Origin of the sequence: Luteibacter yeojuensis (assembly GCF_000964085.1) — a bacterium.
GTDB classification, from domain to species: Bacteria; Pseudomonadota; Gammaproteobacteria; order Xanthomonadales; family Rhodanobacteraceae; genus Luteibacter; species Luteibacter yeojuensis_A.
Window position 1 is genome coordinate 63,933 of record NZ_JZRB01000002.1, and the last position, 15,893, is coordinate 79,825.

Consider the following 15,893-nt stretch of genomic DNA (forward strand, 5'->3'; position numbering starts at 1 on the left):
CGCCGCCTCAGCGGCAGGTAGGCACCTTCAACGACTGGCCCACCTTCAGGACATGGCCCTTTAGGCCGTTCATCTTCGCGATGTCCTCCACATCGGCGCAGCTGCTCTTGCGCGCGATGCTCACCAGCGTGTCGCCCTTGCGCACGGTGTAGCTCTTCGCACCGGATGCGCCCTTCGGCGAGGACGACGCCCCGCCACTACCGTAGTTGTACTGCGGGCCCGGGCCATTCGGCCCGTTCGCACCGCCGCCACCGCCGCCGTTCGCCAGCTGGGCCGAGGTAGCCGCCGGGGCCGCGGGCGCGATGATCTTCACCGCGTTGTGCAGGTCGCTGGCCAGGATCGGCCATGGGCCGTCGGCGCAGCTGGCCATGTACGACTTCTCCAGCTGCTTCGGCACCTCGAGGCGCGTGCCGGCGGGCTGGCTCACCTGCGGATCGAGCCGCGGGTTGAGGTTGCGCAGCGTACGGAACCAGCCCTGCGGCATGTCGTCGGCCGAGCCCAGGCACACGGTGAGCTCGGCCAGCGACGCGGGCCGCGTCAGCGTGACCTGGCCCGGGGCGCCGTCGACACGGGGCCATTTCAGGTGGTAGCTGTCGGGGTGGAGGAACAGCCACGCGGCGGCTAGCACCATGGGCACGTAATCGCGCGTCTCGGCCGACATCTGGCCGTAAATGGCGGGGTCGTAGAAGCCGGCGCCGGGGCTAGCCGCGGCGATGCGGCGCATGCGGCCCTCGCCGCCGTTGTAGGCGGCCAGCGTCATTTCCAGGTTGTTGTTGAACTGGCCCAGCTGCTCGTTGATGTATTCGGCATTGGCCTGGGCCGACAAGCCCGGGTCAAAGCGCTGGTCGAAGCCGCCATCGCTGGACAGGCCGAACCGCAGCCCCGTGGCGTACATGAACTGGAGCGGGCCTGACGCGCCCGAGCGCGACACGGCGTGCACCTTGCCGCCGGATTCCTTCGCCATGATGCCGAACAGCAGCGCCTCGGGCAGGTCGGCTTTCTGGTACGCCGGCCACATCCTGTAACGCATCATCTGGTAGTTGACGTAGGCGTCCATGAGGTTCGGGCGCAGCTGGGTCAGCCACATCTCGAGCGCGGCCTTCACCGGGCCGTTCATCACCATCATGTCGCTGAACTTCTGCCCCTTCAGCAGCGTGACGCTGCGCTGGGCCTCGGGCAGCGCGCTGATGACCGACGAGCCGGCGGCATCGCCGGGCTGGGCGCCCACCTCGGCGGCCTGCTCGGTGTCATCCGAATCCTCGCCTTCGATGAAGCTGCCGTCCTTCAGGCGCAGCAGGCGGTCGAAGACGGCGGCGAAGCGTTGCGGATCGCACCCGGGCGTGAGGCCGCAGCGGGCCGAGGCATCCTTGAGCTGGTCGAGCGCCTGCTTGCGGGTTTTCGCCGCCTGCGCGGTATCGCCCCGGCGGGCCTGGTCGATGGCCGCCTCGTACCCCTTGCTCGCCTGGTTCATCCGGTCGTACAACGCATTCACCTCCGGCGTGGCCTTGCCGGGCCGCGGGGCGCCGCTGGAGGCACAACCGGCGAGGATGGCGAGGGGCAACAGGAGGGCGGTGTAACGGGCGCGCAGCGACATGCGTAGGACCAGGTCAGGCAGTGGCGCAACGTTACGCTGTAACCCTATGCGACTCAAGCATCCGCCTGGAAAAATCTCCATGGCGGCGCATCCTTGCGTAGACTTGTTCACGACCTTCTTAAGGATAGAGCCATGCCCAGCATCCTCATTGGCCGCAACGACGCGGCGGCCGTCGAGCTCGACTCGCGCTATGGCAACCGCCACGGCATGATCGCCGGCGCCACCGGCACCGGTAAATCGGTGACCCTGATGCTGATGGCCGAGGGGTTCTCCCGCCTGGGCGTGCCCTGCTTCCTCGCCGACGCCAAGGGCGACCTGGCCGGCCTTTCGCAAGCGGCCGCCGCGCCCTCCGACAAGCTGAAGGACCGGCTGGCGAAGCTGGGCCTGGCCGGCTGGGCCCCGCAGGCCAACCCCGTGGTGTTCTGGGATATCTACGGCAAGCTTGGCCACCCGGTACGCGCCACGGTATCCGAGATGGGCCCCACCCTGCTCTCGCGCATCCTGGAGCTCAACGACACCCAGGAGGGCGTGCTCGAGGTGGTGTTCCGCGTCGCCGACGACGAGGGCCTGCTGCTGCTCGACCTGGGCGACCTGCGCGCCATGCTGGCGTTCGCCGCGGAGCACGCGAAGGATATCTCCGCGAAGTACGGACTCATCAGCGCGCAGAGCGTCGCGGCCATCCAGCGCGCCCTGCTGAAACTGGAACAGGATGGCGCGGATAACTTCTTCGGCGAGCCCGCGCTCGAGCTCGCCGACCTGATGCGCCAGGACATGTCGGGCCGTGGCGTCATCAACGTGCTGGCAGCCGATACGCTGATCCTGAAGCCCCGGCTGTACTCGACGTTCCTGCTGTGGTTGCTGTCCGAGCTGTTCGAGCAGCTGCCCGAGGTGGGCGACCTCGACGTGCCGAAGATGGCGTTCTTCTTCGACGAGGCCCACCTGCTGTTCGACGACGCGCCAGCCGCCCTGCGCCAGCGCGTGGAGCAGGTGGTGCGGCTTATCCGTTCCAAGGGCGTGGGCGTGTACTTCTGCTCGCAGAACCCCGACGACGTACCTGGCGAGATCCTCGGCCAGCTGGGCAACCGCGTGCAGCACGCGCTGCGTGCCTACACGCCGCGCGACCAGAAGGCGGTGAAGGCCGCCGCGGAGACCTTCGCGAAGAACCCGCGGCTCGACGTGGTGGAAACCATCGGTACGCTGGGCACGGGCGAAGCGCTGGCCTCCACCCTGGGCGACGGCGGTGTTCCCTCCCCCGTGCAAAAAGTGATGGTGTCCACGCCCACCTGCCGCATCGGCGCGATCACGCCCGAGGAGCGCGGCACCATCCGCTCGCGTTCACCCGTGGGGGCGAAATACGACGCCGCCGTCAACCGCGAATCGGCGGAGGAGATGCTGGCCGCGCGGGCGACGGCGAAGAACGACGACGCGGCACCCCCGGTGAAGAGCGCCAGCAAGGGCGACGACGAGGGCAACGGCTGGGGCGGCGCCGTGCGCGATGCCGTGTTCGGCACGAAGCGCCGCCAGGGCATGCTCGAAACGATGGCGAAATCCATGGTGCGCACCGCAGGCTCGCGCGCGGGGCAGCAGATCGTGCGCGGCATCCTCGGCAGCATCTTTGGCGGAAAGCGCTGACCATGCCGCGTATCGTGCGTGCCGACGCGTCGGTGCCGTTCGGCCGGCGGATCATCACCGGCTTTCGCTACCCCATGCGCGGCGCGGCGCCGGTCACCATCGGCGCCATCGCCGCGTTCGACCTGCTCGCCTACGTCCCCATGATGGGCCTGCGCCTGCTCGTGGTGGGCCTGGGCTGGGTCGCGCTTTACGCCTATGCGTTCGCCTGCCTGCGCCACACGGCCGATGGTTTCGAGAACCCACCCGAGCTGGCGATGAACTCGGAAGACCGCGCGGCTGTCGCGCTGATCATCATCCAGCTGTTCGGCAACGCGCTAGCCATCCTCGCGCCGTTGCTGTTCGGCATCAGCGGCATCGTGGTGTCGCTGGGCGTGGCCTTCGTGCTGCCGGTGATGACGATGTCGCTCACATTCGATGGCGTGGGCGCGGCACTGAATCCGCTTACCTGGTTCGCGGCCATAGGGCGCATCGGCGCCGATTACTTCAAGTTGTTCAGCGTGGTGCTGGCCACGAGCCTGCTCCAGGCCGGTGCGCAGTACGCCATGCAGCAGCGAGGCCCGATGTTCCTCGGCACGGCGGTGTACTACCTCATCGCCAACTACCTTGCCATCTACAACTTCCACCTCATGGGGGCCCTGATACACCGCCACCACGAGCGGCTCGGTTACCGGCCCGAGGCCGACGTGCTCGCGGAGGCCAGCAACCCCGACGACGACGTGGCGCTGCTGCAGCATGCGAACCACGTGGCGCGCGACGACATCCACGCCGCCACCGATATCCTCACCGAGCGCTTGCGCGAGGGCATCGCGCCCGCGCCCATGCACGCACGCTACCGTGAACTGCTGCGCACGCAGGGCCGCCTGCCCGAGCTGCTTGTGCACGGGCAGATATGGATCGCGGCGCTGGTCGCCGGCGGCGAGACGCGCCGTGCGCTGGGCGTGGTGCAGGATTGCCTCGGCATCGACCCCGCTTTCATCCCCGATGCCACCCAGACTTGCGGGCCGCTCGCGGACGTGGCCGCGCACGGCGGCATGCCGCGCCTTGCCCTGCACCTTGCCTTGGGCTACCTGCGTGCATGGCCGGGCGACATGGGAGCGCCGAATTACGGGCTACTCGCCGCGACCATGCACATGCGCCTGGAGGAACGCGAGCAGGCGGCCGCCCTGGCCCGCCAGCTGCTGCGTGCCTACCCCGACCACCCGGTGGCGCAGGACCTGGCCGACATGCTCGACACGCTCGACCCGACGCGCACGGTGTCGCCATGAGCCGGTGGCGCCCGCCCTCGCCGTCGTCGACGGCCATCATCACACGCGACGGCTTCGAGCGCCTGAAGGCCGAACTCGACCACCTGTGGCACACCGTGCGGCCCGAGGTGGTCAAAGCACTCGCGGCCGCCGCCGCGGAGGGCGATCGCTCGGAGAACGCGGAGTACACGTACCGGAAGAAGCAACTCGGCGAGATCGACCGCCGCGTGCGCTACCTCAGCAAGCGCATCCCGGTGCTGAAAGTGGTGGAGGCGACGCCCGCGCAGGCCGACGCGGTGTTTTTCGGCGCCACCATCGAACTGGAAAACGTCGACAGCGGCGACACGGTTCGCTACCGCATCGTCGGCCCCGACGAGACCGACGCGAAGCTCGGCTGGATCAGCATCGATTCGCCCCTGGCGCGCGCCGTGTTGAAGAAACGCGTGGACGACGAGTTCGAGGCCGTTCTGCCCGGCGGCCCGACCCGCTTCGCGGTGGTGGCGGTCGACTACGCCTGAAGCGCCCCGCGCCACACCCCACCACGTAGGAGCCCACACCCGTGGGCGACAGCTTTTGCGCGACTGGGGCGAAGAGCTTTCGCCCACCGGTGTGGGCTCCTACAGGGGTATGCGGCGGGTCAGTGCGCTAGCGTCGCCCTGAAGCGCGCCAGCGCTTCGGTGAATGCCTCCACGTCGTTCGCGAAGCGCTTTACCGCGTCCGCATCCAGCGCGCCGCCTTCGCGCAGCCCGAGCTCCAGTGCCTCACCCAGCTGGGCCACCGGGGAGTCACCAAACACATTCACGCCACCCAGCACGTGGTGGATCCAGCCGGCCACCCGTTCGGGGTCCGCGCCGGCGATGACCTCGTCGAACGTGGCCAGGGCGCCGCGCGTGGCGGCGATGCCGGCGTCGATCACCGTGGCGATGTTGGCGTCGGAGCCGAAGGCGCGACGGAGCCGCTCCATGTCCACGGGCACGGGCTCACCGTCGGCTGCCGTGCCGGTGGCCGCGCCAGCCCCGGGCTCGGGTTCGGCCTCAGGCCCGGCCACGACGGCCACGCCCAGCCAGCGCGCCACGGCCTCGTGGAACGCTTCCAGGCGTATGGGTTTGCGTAGCAAATCGTCCATGCCCGCGGCCAGGCAGCGCTCGCGCTGGTCGGCGCGCGCATCGGCCGTCATCGCCACGATGGGCAGGTGGCGGCCGGTGCCCGCCTCGCCACGGCGAACCTCGCGGGCCACCGCGTAGCCGTCCATGCGCGGCATGTGGCAGTCGACCAGCAGCAGGTCGTAGTCGACGCCGGCAAGCGCGGCGAGCGCGGCCTCACCATCGTCCACGATGTCGCATCCGTAGCCGTGCAAGGCCAGCTGCGCGCGTACCAGCTGCTGGTTCACCGGGTGGTCCTCCGCGACGAGGATGCGCGCCGCCTGCACATGGCCCGCCGCCAAGCGTGCGCCATCGTCCGCCGCGGCGCGCGCGACGGATAGCGGATCGGCCATCGGCAGTTCCACCGTCGCCGTCACCACGGTGCCCTTGCCGGGCTCGCTGTGGATGACGATATGCCCCCCCATGCGCTCGATGAGGCGACGCGAAATACTCAGGCCAAGGCCCGTGCCACCGAAGCGGCGCGTGGTGGAGGACTCGGCCTGGCTGAACGGTGCGAACACGTGGCGCAATTTCGCCGCGTGGATGCCGATGCCGGTATCGGTCACCACGAAGCGCAGGCGCTGGCGGCCGCCGTGTTCCTCGTCCACGTGCACGTCGACGCGCACGTGGCCCTCGGCCGTGAACTTGATGGCATTGCCGATGAGGTTGAGCAGCACCTGGCGCAGGCGCCCGTCGTCCACGAGCACCGCGGGCGCCAGCGCCTCATCGATGGCGCTTTCGATGACCAGGCCCTTGGCCGAGGCCTGCCCCGACATGATGGCGACGGCATCCTCCACCAGCGCACGCGGGTTGGCCGGGCGTGGATCGAGTGCGAGGTGCCCCGCTTCGATCTTCGAGAAATCGAGCACGTCGTCGAGGATGTGCATGAGCGCCTCGGCCGAATGCTCGATCGTCGCCACCATGCGCCGCTGCTCGCCGTCGAGCGGCGTGCGTTCCAGCACATCGAGCAGGCCGATGACGCCATTCATGGGCGTGCGGATCTCGTGGCTGATGGTGGCGAGGAAATCGCTCTTTGCCCGCGTCGCCGCCTCGGCTTCGTCGCGCGCCTTGGCGAGGCCGCGCGAGGCAAGCTCTTGCGCGGTGACATCCACCCAGTAGCCGTTCCAGCGCACGCTGCCGTCGGCGGCGGCGAGCGGTACCGCGTCGGAGCTGAGGTAGCGCACGCGCTCGCCCACCTGCGCACGCACCGTGACATGCAACGGGGAGGTCTCGCGCGCCGAGCGCTCGAACGCCAGGCGCAGCGCCTCGCGGTCTTCGGCGGCCACCGGCGCCAGCAACGCCTCGCCTTCGGCCATCAGCTCGCCCGGCTGCATGCCCAGCAGGGTCTGCGGATCGCCGCCGACGTACGCCATGCTGTAGTGGCCGCCCGTGTCACGCACGGCCTCGTACACCACGGCGGGCACGTGCGCCGTCACCTCGGCGAGGCGCCGCTCGGTGCGCTCGCGGCGGCGCGTTTCGCGGCGCAGGTTGAGGTAGGCGTAGCTGATGGCGATGAGCGAGCCGAGCAGCACGGCGACGAAGGGCAGCACGCGGCTGGCGATCTCGCGCCAGGTGGGGCCCACCACGTAGTGCGATGCGAACCACGTGTTGCGGATCTCCTGCTGGCGGTGCGTCGGCAGGTTCACCAGCACGCGGTTGACGAGCGGCAGCAGGGGCGCGAGGTCGCGACGCACGCCGATGGCGATGGCCTCGCTCTCGCCCGTCGGCGCGGCCACCTTCAGCTGGCCGAGGAACTGGTCGCGGATGAGGTAGTCGACCGAGGCAAGGTTGCCCACGAAGGCATCCGCCTCGCCCGAGGCGAGGCGGCGCAGGCCGTCCGCCTCGGTGTCCACCGGGATGGCATGCACCCCGGGGATGCGCGCCAGCAGGCGGCGGATGGGTTCGCGCGTGGTGTTGCCCAGCACCACCTTGCCCGCCAGGTCGTCGCGGCCGGCGATCACCGGCGCGCCTTCGCGGGTGACGATCATGATGGGGAAATCGAGGTAGGACGTGCTCGGCTCGAGGTACGGCCAGGTGGCGCTTTGCGGGTTGATCGCCGCGACAAGATCCACCTCGCCGCGTTTCACGCTGGCCACGGTGCCGGCCCAGTTCTCGCTGGGCACCTGGGTGATGCGCAGGCCGAGCTCCGCGGCGATCTCGCGGACATAGTCGAGCGCGATGCCCTCGGCCTGGCCACGCCCGGTGATGAGGCTGAAGGGCGCGTAGCTGGGGTCGACGCCCAGGCGCAGCGGCGGCAGGTCGTGCAGCCACGCCTTCTCGCGCTCACTGAGCGGGATGGCGAATGACCGGGGCCGGGGGGCGATGTCGCGGCCCACCCAGGGCGCACGGAGCCGCCCGTGGTCGGCCGCCGTCAACGCCGCCAGGGCGTGGTCGATCGCACGCCCCAGGGGCGCCTCGCTGGCCGGCACGGCGAGCGCCAGCGCACTGATCGGCAGCGCCAGCGGCTCGCCCACGTGCAGCTCGTGCTCCAGGCCCAGCCGCGAGACGAACTCGCGGGCGGAATACGGGTTGTCGATATAGGCGCTGGCCTCGCCCATGCGCACCCGCTGCAGGGCTTCCGCCGTGGAAGCCACCTCGACGAGGGTGGTGTCGGGCAGCTCGCGGCGCAGGGCGGCCAGGTCGAAATACCCGGCATGCACCGCCAGCCGCTTGCCGCGCAGGTCGCTCGTGCGGTGGATGACCGGCGCATCGGCCTTCTGCACCAGCGCGGGCAGCGACTCGAAGTACGTGGCCCCCACCCGCACGCCTGGCATGCCCTGCTCCAGCGGCGTGACGCTGGTGGCCACGTCGATCTCGCCCCGGGCCAGGGCGGCCAGCAGCTGGGGCCAGGTGTCGTAGAGCCGGGTCTGGAAGGTGACCCCCAGCTCGGCCCCCACCTCGTGGAGGTAATCGGGGCCCAGGCCCTCCAGCTTGCCCTCCCGCACCTCCTCGAACGGCGGGTAGCCCTCCCGGTAGGCACCCACGGTGAGCACCGGGTGGTGGCGGATCCACTCGGCGTCCTCCCGGGCCAGGGGCACGTCGGGGGCCGCGTAGGCGATCCCTGACACAAAGGCGAGCAGTATCGGCAACAGGAATCGTGTCACTTGGCGGACTTCGTCAGGGGAACCATCGTGGGCATAATCGGATCGAACCACACGGCGCCGCTAGGTAGAAGGAGAAGAAGCAGCATGCCACTGAAAGTCATTCTGGCGGACGACCACCCGCTTGTGCTCGTAGGCGGCGCGCTTGCGCTGAGGAACGCCCATGTCGATGTCGTCGGCGAGGCCAAGGCCGCCGACGAGCTCCTCGCCATGCTGGCCGACCGCCCCTGCGATGTCGTTATTACGGATTTTCTCATGCCGAGCGATCGGCAGGACGACGGTTTCGCCCTGCTCGACACCATCGCCGAGAAATATCCCAACCTTGCCGTCATCGTCCTCACGATGATCAACCGCCCCGCCGCGCTCCAGTCCATGCTGGCCCGTGGCGCACGCGGCATCGTCGACAAGCGCGCCCCCATGGACGAGCTTGCCGTCGCCGCCAAGGCGGTGCGCGATGGCGAAACGTACCTGAGCGAAACGCTCCTCGACATCCTCAACGATGCCGACGACAACTCGGTGGCCATGCCGGGCGCACCGCTGTCGCCGCGCGAGAAGGAAGTCATTCGCGCGTTCGTCAACGGCATGTCGCTGCAGCAGATCGCCGACCGCGAGGGCAAGTCGGTCAAGACCATCAGCCGGCAGAAGCGCGATGCCATGCGCAAGCTGGGCGTCGATCACGACAGCCTGCTCGGCGACTACGTCCGCGACCACGGCCTGCTCTAGGCCGCGCCCCCAAGGGCGGGTGGGTACACCCGCCCTGCCCTCACGGGCTGGAAACACGGCGCCGAGGTGTAGAACGCCTCGTCCGCCGTGCCCTCGTGCCAGCCGGGCACGCCCGAGACGGGCAGCGGGCGCAGTTCCTGCGGGTCGTTGAGGATGCGCCCGTCGGCGATGGCCGCGGCGCAGGTCGCGACGGCATCGCTGCCACCCATCACCACCAGGGCCTTGCCGACCAGCAGCTTGCCGGGCGTCAATGCGTGTTCGAGCAAGGCGTGCCCGAAGACCTCCGCGCGTGCTTCGCCGCGTTGCCAAGCGTCGCGATGCGTCCAGAACAAGGCGTGCCAGTCGTGACGGTTCCAGGCATCGAGCATGGCCGCGTCACGCAGCACGACGACGATGCCCGCTTCGTCGAAATGCGTCAGCGCGCACTGCGGGCGCGAACGTTCGCGCGGGCCCATGCGGGCGATCTCGGCCACCTGGCGTGCGTTGAGCGCACGCTTCAGCGTGGGGTAACGGGCCCATACCAGGGCATTGAACAGGTCGTGCCAGTTCCGTGGCCGCGTGGCGATCGTGCCGCGCGCGATGCGCTCCTCGTAGTGGAGCCCATCGTCGAGCAAGGCCTTGTCCTGCGCTTCGAAACGCAGCGCGGGGCCGGCGGGCAGCAACGCGTTCAGCGCGACCACCTCGGGCCACGTTTCGCCTTCAAGCAGGTGGGCGTACGCCGCCCAGTGCGCCAGCGGCGGCGACGCCAGCACGCGGCGATCGAACGCTTCGCGCGCGGGCGCCACGTAGCGCATGGGCGTTACGCCAGGCGGCCGTAAAGGTCGTGGGCGTCGGCTTCTTCGACCAGCACGTCGACGAACTGGCCCGGCTTCAGCAGCTGGCCGTCGTCGATGCGGACCGCGCCATCGATCTCGGGTGCATCGGCGCTCGAACGGCCCCACGCGCCCTCGGCGTCGATTTCGTCCACCAGCACCTTGATGGTCTTGCCGACCTTGCGCTGCAGCCTGGCGGCGGAGATTTCCGCCTGCACCGCCATGAACTGCTCCAGGCGGTCTTCCTTCAGCTCTTCATCGATCTGGCCCGGCAGGTCGTTGGCCTTCGCGCCATCCACCGGCGAGTAGGCAAACGCGCCGACGCGATCGAGCTCGGCTTCGCGCAGGAAATCGAGCAGCTCGTTGAACTCCGCATCTGTCTCGCCGGGGAAGCCGACGATGAAGGTGCTGCGGATGGTGAGGTCCGGCACCTGGCGGCGCCAGTTCTGCACGCGCTCGAGCGTCTTGTCGACGTTGCCCGGGCGCTTCATCAGCTTGAGGATGCGCGGGCTGGCGTGCTGGAACGGAATATCGAGGTACGGAAGGATCTTGCCGTCGGCCATCAGCGGCATGATTTCGTCCACGTGCGGGTACGGGTACACGTAGTGCAGACGCGTCCACACGCCCAGTTCCGACAGGCCTTCGCACAGCTCCGTCATGCGGGTGCGGTAGGCCTTGCCGCGCCACTCGCGCTCGGCGTAGCGGGTGTCGACGCCGTAGGCGCTGGTGTCCTGCGAGATCACCAGCAGTTCCTTCACCCCGCCGCGGACCAGCTTCTCGGCTTCCATCAGCACCTGGTCGACCGGGCGGCTGACGAGGTCGCCGCGCATCGACGGGATGATGCAGAAGCTGCAGCGGTGGTTGCAGCCCTCGGAAATCTTGAGGTACGCGTAGTGCTTGGGCGTGAGCTTCACGCCGGTATCGGGCACCAGGTCGAGGAACTTGTTGCGCGTGGGCGGCAGCGCCTTGTGCACGGCGCCCATGACCGAGGCGTAATCCTGCGGGCCCGAGATGGCGAGCACGTCGGGGTAGCTTTCGCGGATAAGCTCCGAACGCTTGCCCAGGCAGCCGGTGACGATGACCTTGCCGTTCTCGTGCAGCGCCTCGCCGATGGCGTCGAGCGATTCCTGCACCGCCGAATCGATGAAGCCGCAGGTGTTGACGACGACGGCATCCGCCTCGCCATACGTGGGCACGATCTCGTAGCCCTCGACCTTCAGCTGGGTGAGGATGCGCTCGGAATCGACAAGGGCCTTGGGGCAACCAAGGCTGACAAAGCCGATCTTCTGGGTCTGGGCGGCCTGGGACATTGCCTTGGGTACCGGGGATAGGAAACCCGCAATGATACCTCACCCCCTGTGTGGGAGCGCGCTCGCGCGCGATGCCCTCCTCCGGGCGTCACCCCCACCGGACATTGCGCACGCTAAGCTCCCCGCACCTTTCTCACCCCACCCGGAGACTCCCCCATGGGTCGTACCCTGATCCTCGATACATCCCGCCCCCACGAGAGCGTCGACGCCTACCTGGCCGAGCCTGCGGGCACACCGAAGGGCGGCATCGTGGTGATCCAGGAGATCTTTGGCGTCAACGCGCATATCCGCAGCGTGGCCGACCGCTTCGCGGCGGAGGGCTACGTCGCCATCGCCCCGGCCCTTTTCGACCCGGTGGAGAAAGGCGTCGAGACGGGCTACGACCAGGAAGGCATGACCAAGGGCGTGAAGATGGTGGCCGAGCTGGGCCTGTTGCGCCCGACCCAGGACGTCGGCATCGCCGCACGCTATCTGGAGGATACCTACAAGGTGAAGGTGGGCACGGTGGGCTATTGCTGGGGCGGCACCGTCGCCGCGCTGGCCGCGCTGCGCCTTGGCCTACCCTCGTCGAGCTATTACGGCTCGCGCAACGTGCCGTTCCTTTCGGAGCCGGCCAAGGCCAATGTCATCTTCCATTTCGGCGAGCGCGACCATTCGATCCCGCCCGAGATGGTGGAGAAGCACCGTGAACTGAAACCGGAGATGGATACCTGGGTGTACCCGGCCGACCACGGCTTCAACTGCGACGTGCGCGGCAGCTACGACGAACCCAGCGCCACCCTGGCGTGGGAGCGCACCATGGCCTTCTTCGCCCGCGAGCTGGCATGAGCCCGGCGTTCGAGCTCGACCCGCGGCTGGCCGGCGATACGGTCGTCATCGGCGACATGCCCCTGTGCCGGGTGCTGCTGATGCGCGACAGCCGCTTCGCCTGGCTGGTGCTGGTGCCGCGCCAGCCGGGGCTGGTGGAGGTGGCCGACCTTGCCGAAGCCGACCGCGCCGCGCTGTGGCGCGAGGTGGACCTGGCGGGCGAGGCGCTGCGCGGCGCGGGGCCGTGCGACAAGCTCAACATCGGCGCGCTGGGCAACATCGTGCGCCAGCTGCACGTGCACGTGGTGGCGCGCGTGGAGGGCGACGCGGCGTGGCCGGGGCCGGTGTGGGGCTCGGGCAAGGCTGGGGTTTATGCGGATATCGAGGCGGTGGCAGCGCGGCTACGGGGTGCCTTGCACCTGTAGGAGCGCGCTCGCGCGCGACAGCTTTTCGCGGAAGAGCAGCAGGGCCTGTTGCGGTTGGGCGAAAAGCTTTCGCGCGCGAGCGCGCTCCCACAGGCAATAAAAGAAAGGCCGGCTTGCGCCGGCCTTCTGTTTATTGCTGGGTCTGCGGGTCGTAGGCGCCGCTGGATGCTTCCTTGCCCTTCATGCGGTCGGGCAGGTCGGCCTTGTGCGGGGTGTCTTCGAGCTGGCGGGCTTCGCTTTCCACCGCGTTGAGGCGGACGAGCTCACCCTTTTTGTCGTAGTACACGGCGAAGCCGTAATCCAGCGCCATGCGGGCCATGAAGCCCAGGTGGTTGTCGCGGATCTTCGAGTCGTCGCTGGGCAGCAGCAGCACCGTCTTGGGCAGCTTGCCGGTGTCCTTCAGGTAGGCGAAGTGGCTGCCGGCGTCAGCCGCCGAGAGCACGGCGCCGTCGGTGGTCTGGAACTGGCCGCTCTTGTAGGCCTTGAGCGTGTAATCGAACTGGCCCTGCTCCGACGAGGTGGCGATCTTGTCGCCCTTCGTCGCGCCACCGTGGCAGCCGGCGAGGACCAGCGTGCTGGCGAGGAACAGCGCCGCGCCGATGCGGGCCATCAGGGTGGGAACTCGGGTCATGCGTGTCTCCGTGGATCGTTGGAACGGGCAGGAAGGGCGAGTCTACCGCGCCCGGGTGTCGGGCGCGGGTGCGACCGTGAACGCGTTCAGGTGCTCGGCAGGGTGACGCCGCGCTGGCCCTGGTACTTACCGCCGCGGTCGGCGTAGGAGACCTCGCATACCTCGTCGGATTCCAGGAAGAGCATCTGCGCGACGCCCTCGTTGGCGTAGATTTTCGCGGGCAGCGGCGTGGTGTTGGAGAACTCCAGCGTGACGTGGCCCTCCCACTCCGGCTCCAGCGGGGTGACATTCACGATGATGCCGCAGCGCGCGTAGGTGCTCTTGCCCAGGCAGATGGTGAGCACGTTGCGCGGGATGCGGAAGTACTCGACCGTGCGCGCCAGGGCGAACGAGTTGGGCGGGATGATGCAGACATCGGACTTGATGTCGACGAAGCTGCCCTTGTCGAACGCCTTGGGGTCGACGATGGTGGAGTTGATGTTGGTGAACACCTTGAACTCGTCGGCGCAGCGCACGTCGTAGCCGTAGCTGGACGTGCCATACGACACGAGGCGGTGGCCGTCGCGCTCTTTCACCTGGCCAGGCGCATACGGCTCGATCATGCCGTGCTGCTCGGCCATGCGGCGGATCCACTTGTCGGACTTGATGCTCACTTACGGTCTCCCTCGCTCAAGCTGGAAAGGATATCAGGTGTTCTGGATGACGATCTTGGGGAACGAGATGGCCTTGTTGCGGGCCTGCAGCGACAGCCTGGCGGCCGCCGCGCGGGCGATGGCGCGGTAGCGCGCGGCCAGGTCGGAGTCGGGCATGGCCGCCACCGTAGGCTTGCCGTCGTCGGCCTGCTGGCGGATGCGGATATCCAGCGGCAGCTCGCCGAGGAAGGCGATGCCGGCCTCTTCCGCCATGCGGGCGCCGCCGCCGTGGCCGAAGATGTGTTCCTCATGGCCGCAGTTCGTGCACACGTGGGTGGCCATGTTCTCGACCACGCCCAGCACTGGCACTTCCACCTTGCGGAACATGCCCAGCGCCTTGCGGGCGTCGAGCAGCGCGATGTCCTGCGGGGTGGTGACGATGACGGCGCCGGAGACCGGCACCTTCTGCGACAGCGTGAGCTGGATATCGCCCGTGCCCGGTGGCAGATCGATGATGAGGTAATCCAGCTCGTCCCAGCGGGTGTCGTTGAGCAGCTGCATCAGCGCCTGGGTGACCATGGGGCCGCGCCAGATCATGGGGGTGTCTTCTTCGATGAGCACGCCGATGGACATGGCCTGCAGGCCGTGCGCGCGCATCGGCTCGATGCTCTTGCCATCGGGCGAGACGGGCTTGCCCGACAGGCCCAGCATGCGCTGCTGGCTGGGGCCGTAGATGTCGGCGTCGAGCAGGCCCACCCGGGCGCCCTCGGCCGCCAGGGCCAGGGCCAGGTTGACCGAGACGGTGGACTTGCCCACGCCGCCCTTGCCCGAGGCCACGGCGATGATGTTCTTCACCCCGGGCATCGGGGCCAGCTGCCCCTGCACCTTGTGGGCGTGGACCCGCCACGTGACCGAGACGGCGGCCGAGGCGATGCCCGGCTCGGCTTCGAGGGCGGCCCTGGCGTCCGCCGCGGCCTGCGCCACGTAACCTTCGGCCGGGTAGCCCAGCTGGAGGTCGACCGAGACGCGGTTGCCATCGACGCCCACGGCGCGGATAGCGGCGCCCAGCGGCTGGCCGGAATGAGGGTCGACGACGCGGTCGAGCACGCCGCGTACGAGGGTTTCGCTGGCCTGGGACATGGGGGAATGAGGAAAACCGAAGATGAAGCAATTATGGCACGGGGGGCTGGCCCCCATCGCCAGCAAGCTGGCTCCCACAGGAACCTGGCTCCACAATTCCCCACCCCACCATGGGCTGCCGGCACCCCCCTGTGGGAGCCAGCTTGCTGGCGATAAGCCCCCCCGGTGCGGTGCAGCTTGACGCCATGACACACCTTTCGTCAGTCTCCAGCCGTACCTGACCGTATGGGGAGCCCACGAGCCTATGAAGCACCTGATCCGCACCGCCGCCGCCCTCGCCCTCGCGACGGCCGCCCTCCCGGCCCTTGCCGCCACCAACTCACCGGTCGGCAAGTGGAAGACCATCGACGACAAGACCCACGAGGTGAAGTCCATCGTCGAGATCACCGAAAGCAACGGCGCGCTCGAGGGCAAGGTGCTCCAGGTGCTGAAATCCGACAAGGGCCCGCACCCCACCTGCGACGAGTGCAGCGGCGACCGCAAGGGCAAGCCCATCGAGGGCATGGTTATCATGTGGGGCCTGAAGCCCGATGGCGACGAATGGTCGGGCGGCCAGATCCTCGACCCGGCCAAGGGCAAAATTTACAAGGTGACACTCAAGCTCGAAGACGGCGGCAAGAAGCTCGACGTCCACGGTTACATCGGCTTCTCGCTCATCGGCCGCAGCCAGGAGTGGGTCCGCGCCGACTAAAGGCAGGGC

At 68.7% G+C, this 15,893-nt stretch carries 14 protein-coding genes; 7 read left to right on the forward strand and 7 right to left on the reverse strand.

All coding sequences use genetic code 11. The features are described from left to right. Positions 1 to 7: 7 nt before the first annotated feature. Positions 8 to 1,594 carry a transglycosylase SLT domain-containing protein gene (locus tag VI08_RS01120; RefSeq protein ID WP_045827696.1) on the reverse strand — a complete coding sequence of 529 codons (1,587 nt, stop codon included), beginning with the start codon at positions 1,592 to 1,594 and terminating at the stop codon, positions 8 to 10. Positions 1,595 to 1,726: 132 nt separating this feature from the next. Between VI08_RS01120 and VI08_RS01125 the strand changes: the two genes are divergently transcribed. The 3 genes from VI08_RS01125 to greB are packed head-to-tail and all read left to right on the forward strand — an operon-like array spanning position 1,727 to position 4,988. Beyond that, positions 1,727 to 3,226 (forward strand): helicase HerA-like domain-containing protein, encoded by a 1,500-nt coding sequence (locus VI08_RS01125; RefSeq protein ID WP_045827697.1) that lies wholly within the window; start codon positions 1,727 to 1,729, stop codon positions 3,224 to 3,226. A 2-nt stretch (positions 3,227 to 3,228) separates the two neighbouring features. Then, positions 3,229 to 4,491, forward strand: coding sequence for a hypothetical protein (locus VI08_RS01130; RefSeq protein WP_045827698.1), 1,263 nt, complete (start codon positions 3,229 to 3,231; stop codon positions 4,489 to 4,491). Next, on the forward strand, positions 4,488 to 4,988 hold the full coding sequence (greB, locus tag VI08_RS01135; protein WP_045827699.1) for a transcription elongation factor GreB: 501 nt from the start codon (positions 4,488 to 4,490) through the stop codon (positions 4,986 to 4,988). The genes VI08_RS01130 and greB overlap by 4 nt, the downstream gene beginning before the upstream one ends. Before the next feature lie 119 nt (positions 4,989 to 5,107). On the opposite strand, the gene VI08_RS01140 is transcribed toward greB, so the two are convergent. Next, positions 5,108 to 8,716 (reverse strand): ATP-binding protein, encoded by a 3,609-nt coding sequence (locus tag VI08_RS01140; protein ID WP_198148808.1) that lies wholly within the window; start codon positions 8,714 to 8,716, stop codon positions 5,108 to 5,110. Positions 8,717 to 8,800: 84 nt separating this feature from the next. Between VI08_RS01140 and VI08_RS01145 the strand changes: the two genes are divergently transcribed. After that, the gene (locus VI08_RS01145; RefSeq protein ID WP_045827701.1) at positions 8,801 to 9,436 is read left to right on the forward strand and encodes a response regulator transcription factor; all 636 of its coding nucleotides are present in this window, start codon (positions 8,801 to 8,803) and stop codon (positions 9,434 to 9,436) included. Here the strand turns inward: VI08_RS01145 and VI08_RS01150 are convergent. Both VI08_RS01150 and rimO read right to left on the reverse strand, forming a co-directional pair. Next, the gene (locus VI08_RS01150) at positions 9,433 to 10,230 is read right to left on the reverse strand and encodes a DUF3025 domain-containing protein (RefSeq protein WP_045827702.1); all 798 of its coding nucleotides are present in this window, start codon (positions 10,228 to 10,230) and stop codon (positions 9,433 to 9,435) included. The genes VI08_RS01145 and VI08_RS01150 overlap by 4 nt on opposite strands. A gap of 5 nt (positions 10,231 to 10,235) precedes the next feature. Then, entirely contained in the window at positions 10,236 to 11,558 is a 1,323-nt protein-coding gene (gene rimO / locus VI08_RS01155) for a 30S ribosomal protein S12 methylthiotransferase RimO (protein WP_045827703.1), read from the reverse strand. A 156-nt stretch (positions 11,559 to 11,714) separates the two neighbouring features. Between rimO and VI08_RS01160 the strand changes: the two genes are divergently transcribed. Beyond that, on the forward strand, positions 11,715 to 12,386 hold the full coding sequence (locus VI08_RS01160; protein ID WP_045827704.1) for a dienelactone hydrolase family protein: 672 nt from the start codon (positions 11,715 to 11,717) through the stop codon (positions 12,384 to 12,386). Beyond that, positions 12,383 to 12,790: an HIT domain-containing protein gene (locus VI08_RS01165; RefSeq protein WP_045827705.1), complete on the forward strand. Its 408-nt coding sequence runs from the start codon at positions 12,383 to 12,385 to the stop codon at positions 12,788 to 12,790. The genes VI08_RS01160 and VI08_RS01165 overlap by 4 nt, the downstream gene beginning before the upstream one ends. Before the next feature lie 130 nt (positions 12,791 to 12,920). On the opposite strand, the gene VI08_RS01170 is transcribed toward VI08_RS01165, so the two are convergent. The 3 genes from VI08_RS01170 to apbC all read right to left on the reverse strand — a co-directional run bounded on the left by VI08_RS01170 (position 12,921) and on the right by apbC (position 15,193). After that, positions 12,921 to 13,421 (reverse strand): hypothetical protein, encoded by a 501-nt coding sequence (locus VI08_RS01170; protein WP_045827706.1) that lies wholly within the window; start codon positions 13,419 to 13,421, stop codon positions 12,921 to 12,923. Between the two features lie 86 nt (positions 13,422 to 13,507). Then, positions 13,508 to 14,074, reverse strand: coding sequence for a dCTP deaminase (dcd, locus tag VI08_RS01175; protein WP_045827707.1), 567 nt, complete (start codon positions 14,072 to 14,074; stop codon positions 13,508 to 13,510). A 33-nt stretch (positions 14,075 to 14,107) separates the two neighbouring features. Continuing rightward, entirely contained in the window at positions 14,108 to 15,193 is a 1,086-nt protein-coding gene (gene apbC / locus VI08_RS01180; protein ID WP_045827708.1) for an iron-sulfur cluster carrier protein ApbC, read from the reverse strand. A 244-nt stretch (positions 15,194 to 15,437) separates the two neighbouring features. On the opposite strand from apbC, the gene VI08_RS01185 reads away from it, so the two are divergent. Further along, on the forward strand, positions 15,438 to 15,884 hold the full coding sequence (locus VI08_RS01185; RefSeq protein ID WP_045827709.1) for a DUF2147 domain-containing protein: 447 nt from the start codon (positions 15,438 to 15,440) through the stop codon (positions 15,882 to 15,884). The last annotated feature ends 9 nt before the right edge of the window (positions 15,885 to 15,893 follow it).

Bases quoted from the DNA above. Each gene is read 5' to 3' on its own strand.
- VI08_RS01150 (WP_045827702.1), bottom strand. From the start codon at position 10,230: ATGCGCTACGTGGCGCCCGCGCGCGAAGCGTTCGATCGCCGCGTGCTG.
- VI08_RS01125 (WP_045827697.1), top strand. From the start codon at position 1,727: ATGCCCAGCATCCTCATTGGCCGCAACGACGCGGCGGCCGTCGAGCTC.
- apbC (WP_045827708.1), bottom strand. From the start codon at position 15,193: ATGTCCCAGGCCAGCGAAACCCTCGTACGCGGCGTGCTCGACCGCGTC.
- VI08_RS01145 (WP_045827701.1), top strand. From the start codon at position 8,801: ATGCCACTGAAAGTCATTCTGGCGGACGACCACCCGCTTGTGCTCGTA.
- rimO (WP_045827703.1), bottom strand. From the start codon at position 11,558: ATGTCCCAGGCCGCCCAGACCCAGAAGATCGGCTTTGTCAGCCTTGGT.
- VI08_RS01160 (WP_045827704.1), top strand. From the start codon at position 11,715: ATGGGTCGTACCCTGATCCTCGATACATCCCGCCCCCACGAGAGCGTC.
- VI08_RS01185 (WP_045827709.1), top strand. From the start codon at position 15,438: ATGAAGCACCTGATCCGCACCGCCGCCGCCCTCGCCCTCGCGACGGCC.
- VI08_RS01165 (WP_045827705.1), top strand. From the start codon at position 12,383: ATGAGCCCGGCGTTCGAGCTCGACCCGCGGCTGGCCGGCGATACGGTC.
- VI08_RS01120 (WP_045827696.1), bottom strand. From the start codon at position 1,594: ATGTCGCTGCGCGCCCGTTACACCGCCCTCCTGTTGCCCCTCGCCATC.
- greB (WP_045827699.1), top strand. From the start codon at position 4,488: ATGAGCCGGTGGCGCCCGCCCTCGCCGTCGTCGACGGCCATCATCACA.
- VI08_RS01170 (WP_045827706.1), bottom strand. From the start codon at position 13,421: ATGACCCGAGTTCCCACCCTGATGGCCCGCATCGGCGCGGCGCTGTTC.
- VI08_RS01130 (WP_045827698.1), top strand. From the start codon at position 3,229: ATGCCGCGTATCGTGCGTGCCGACGCGTCGGTGCCGTTCGGCCGGCGG.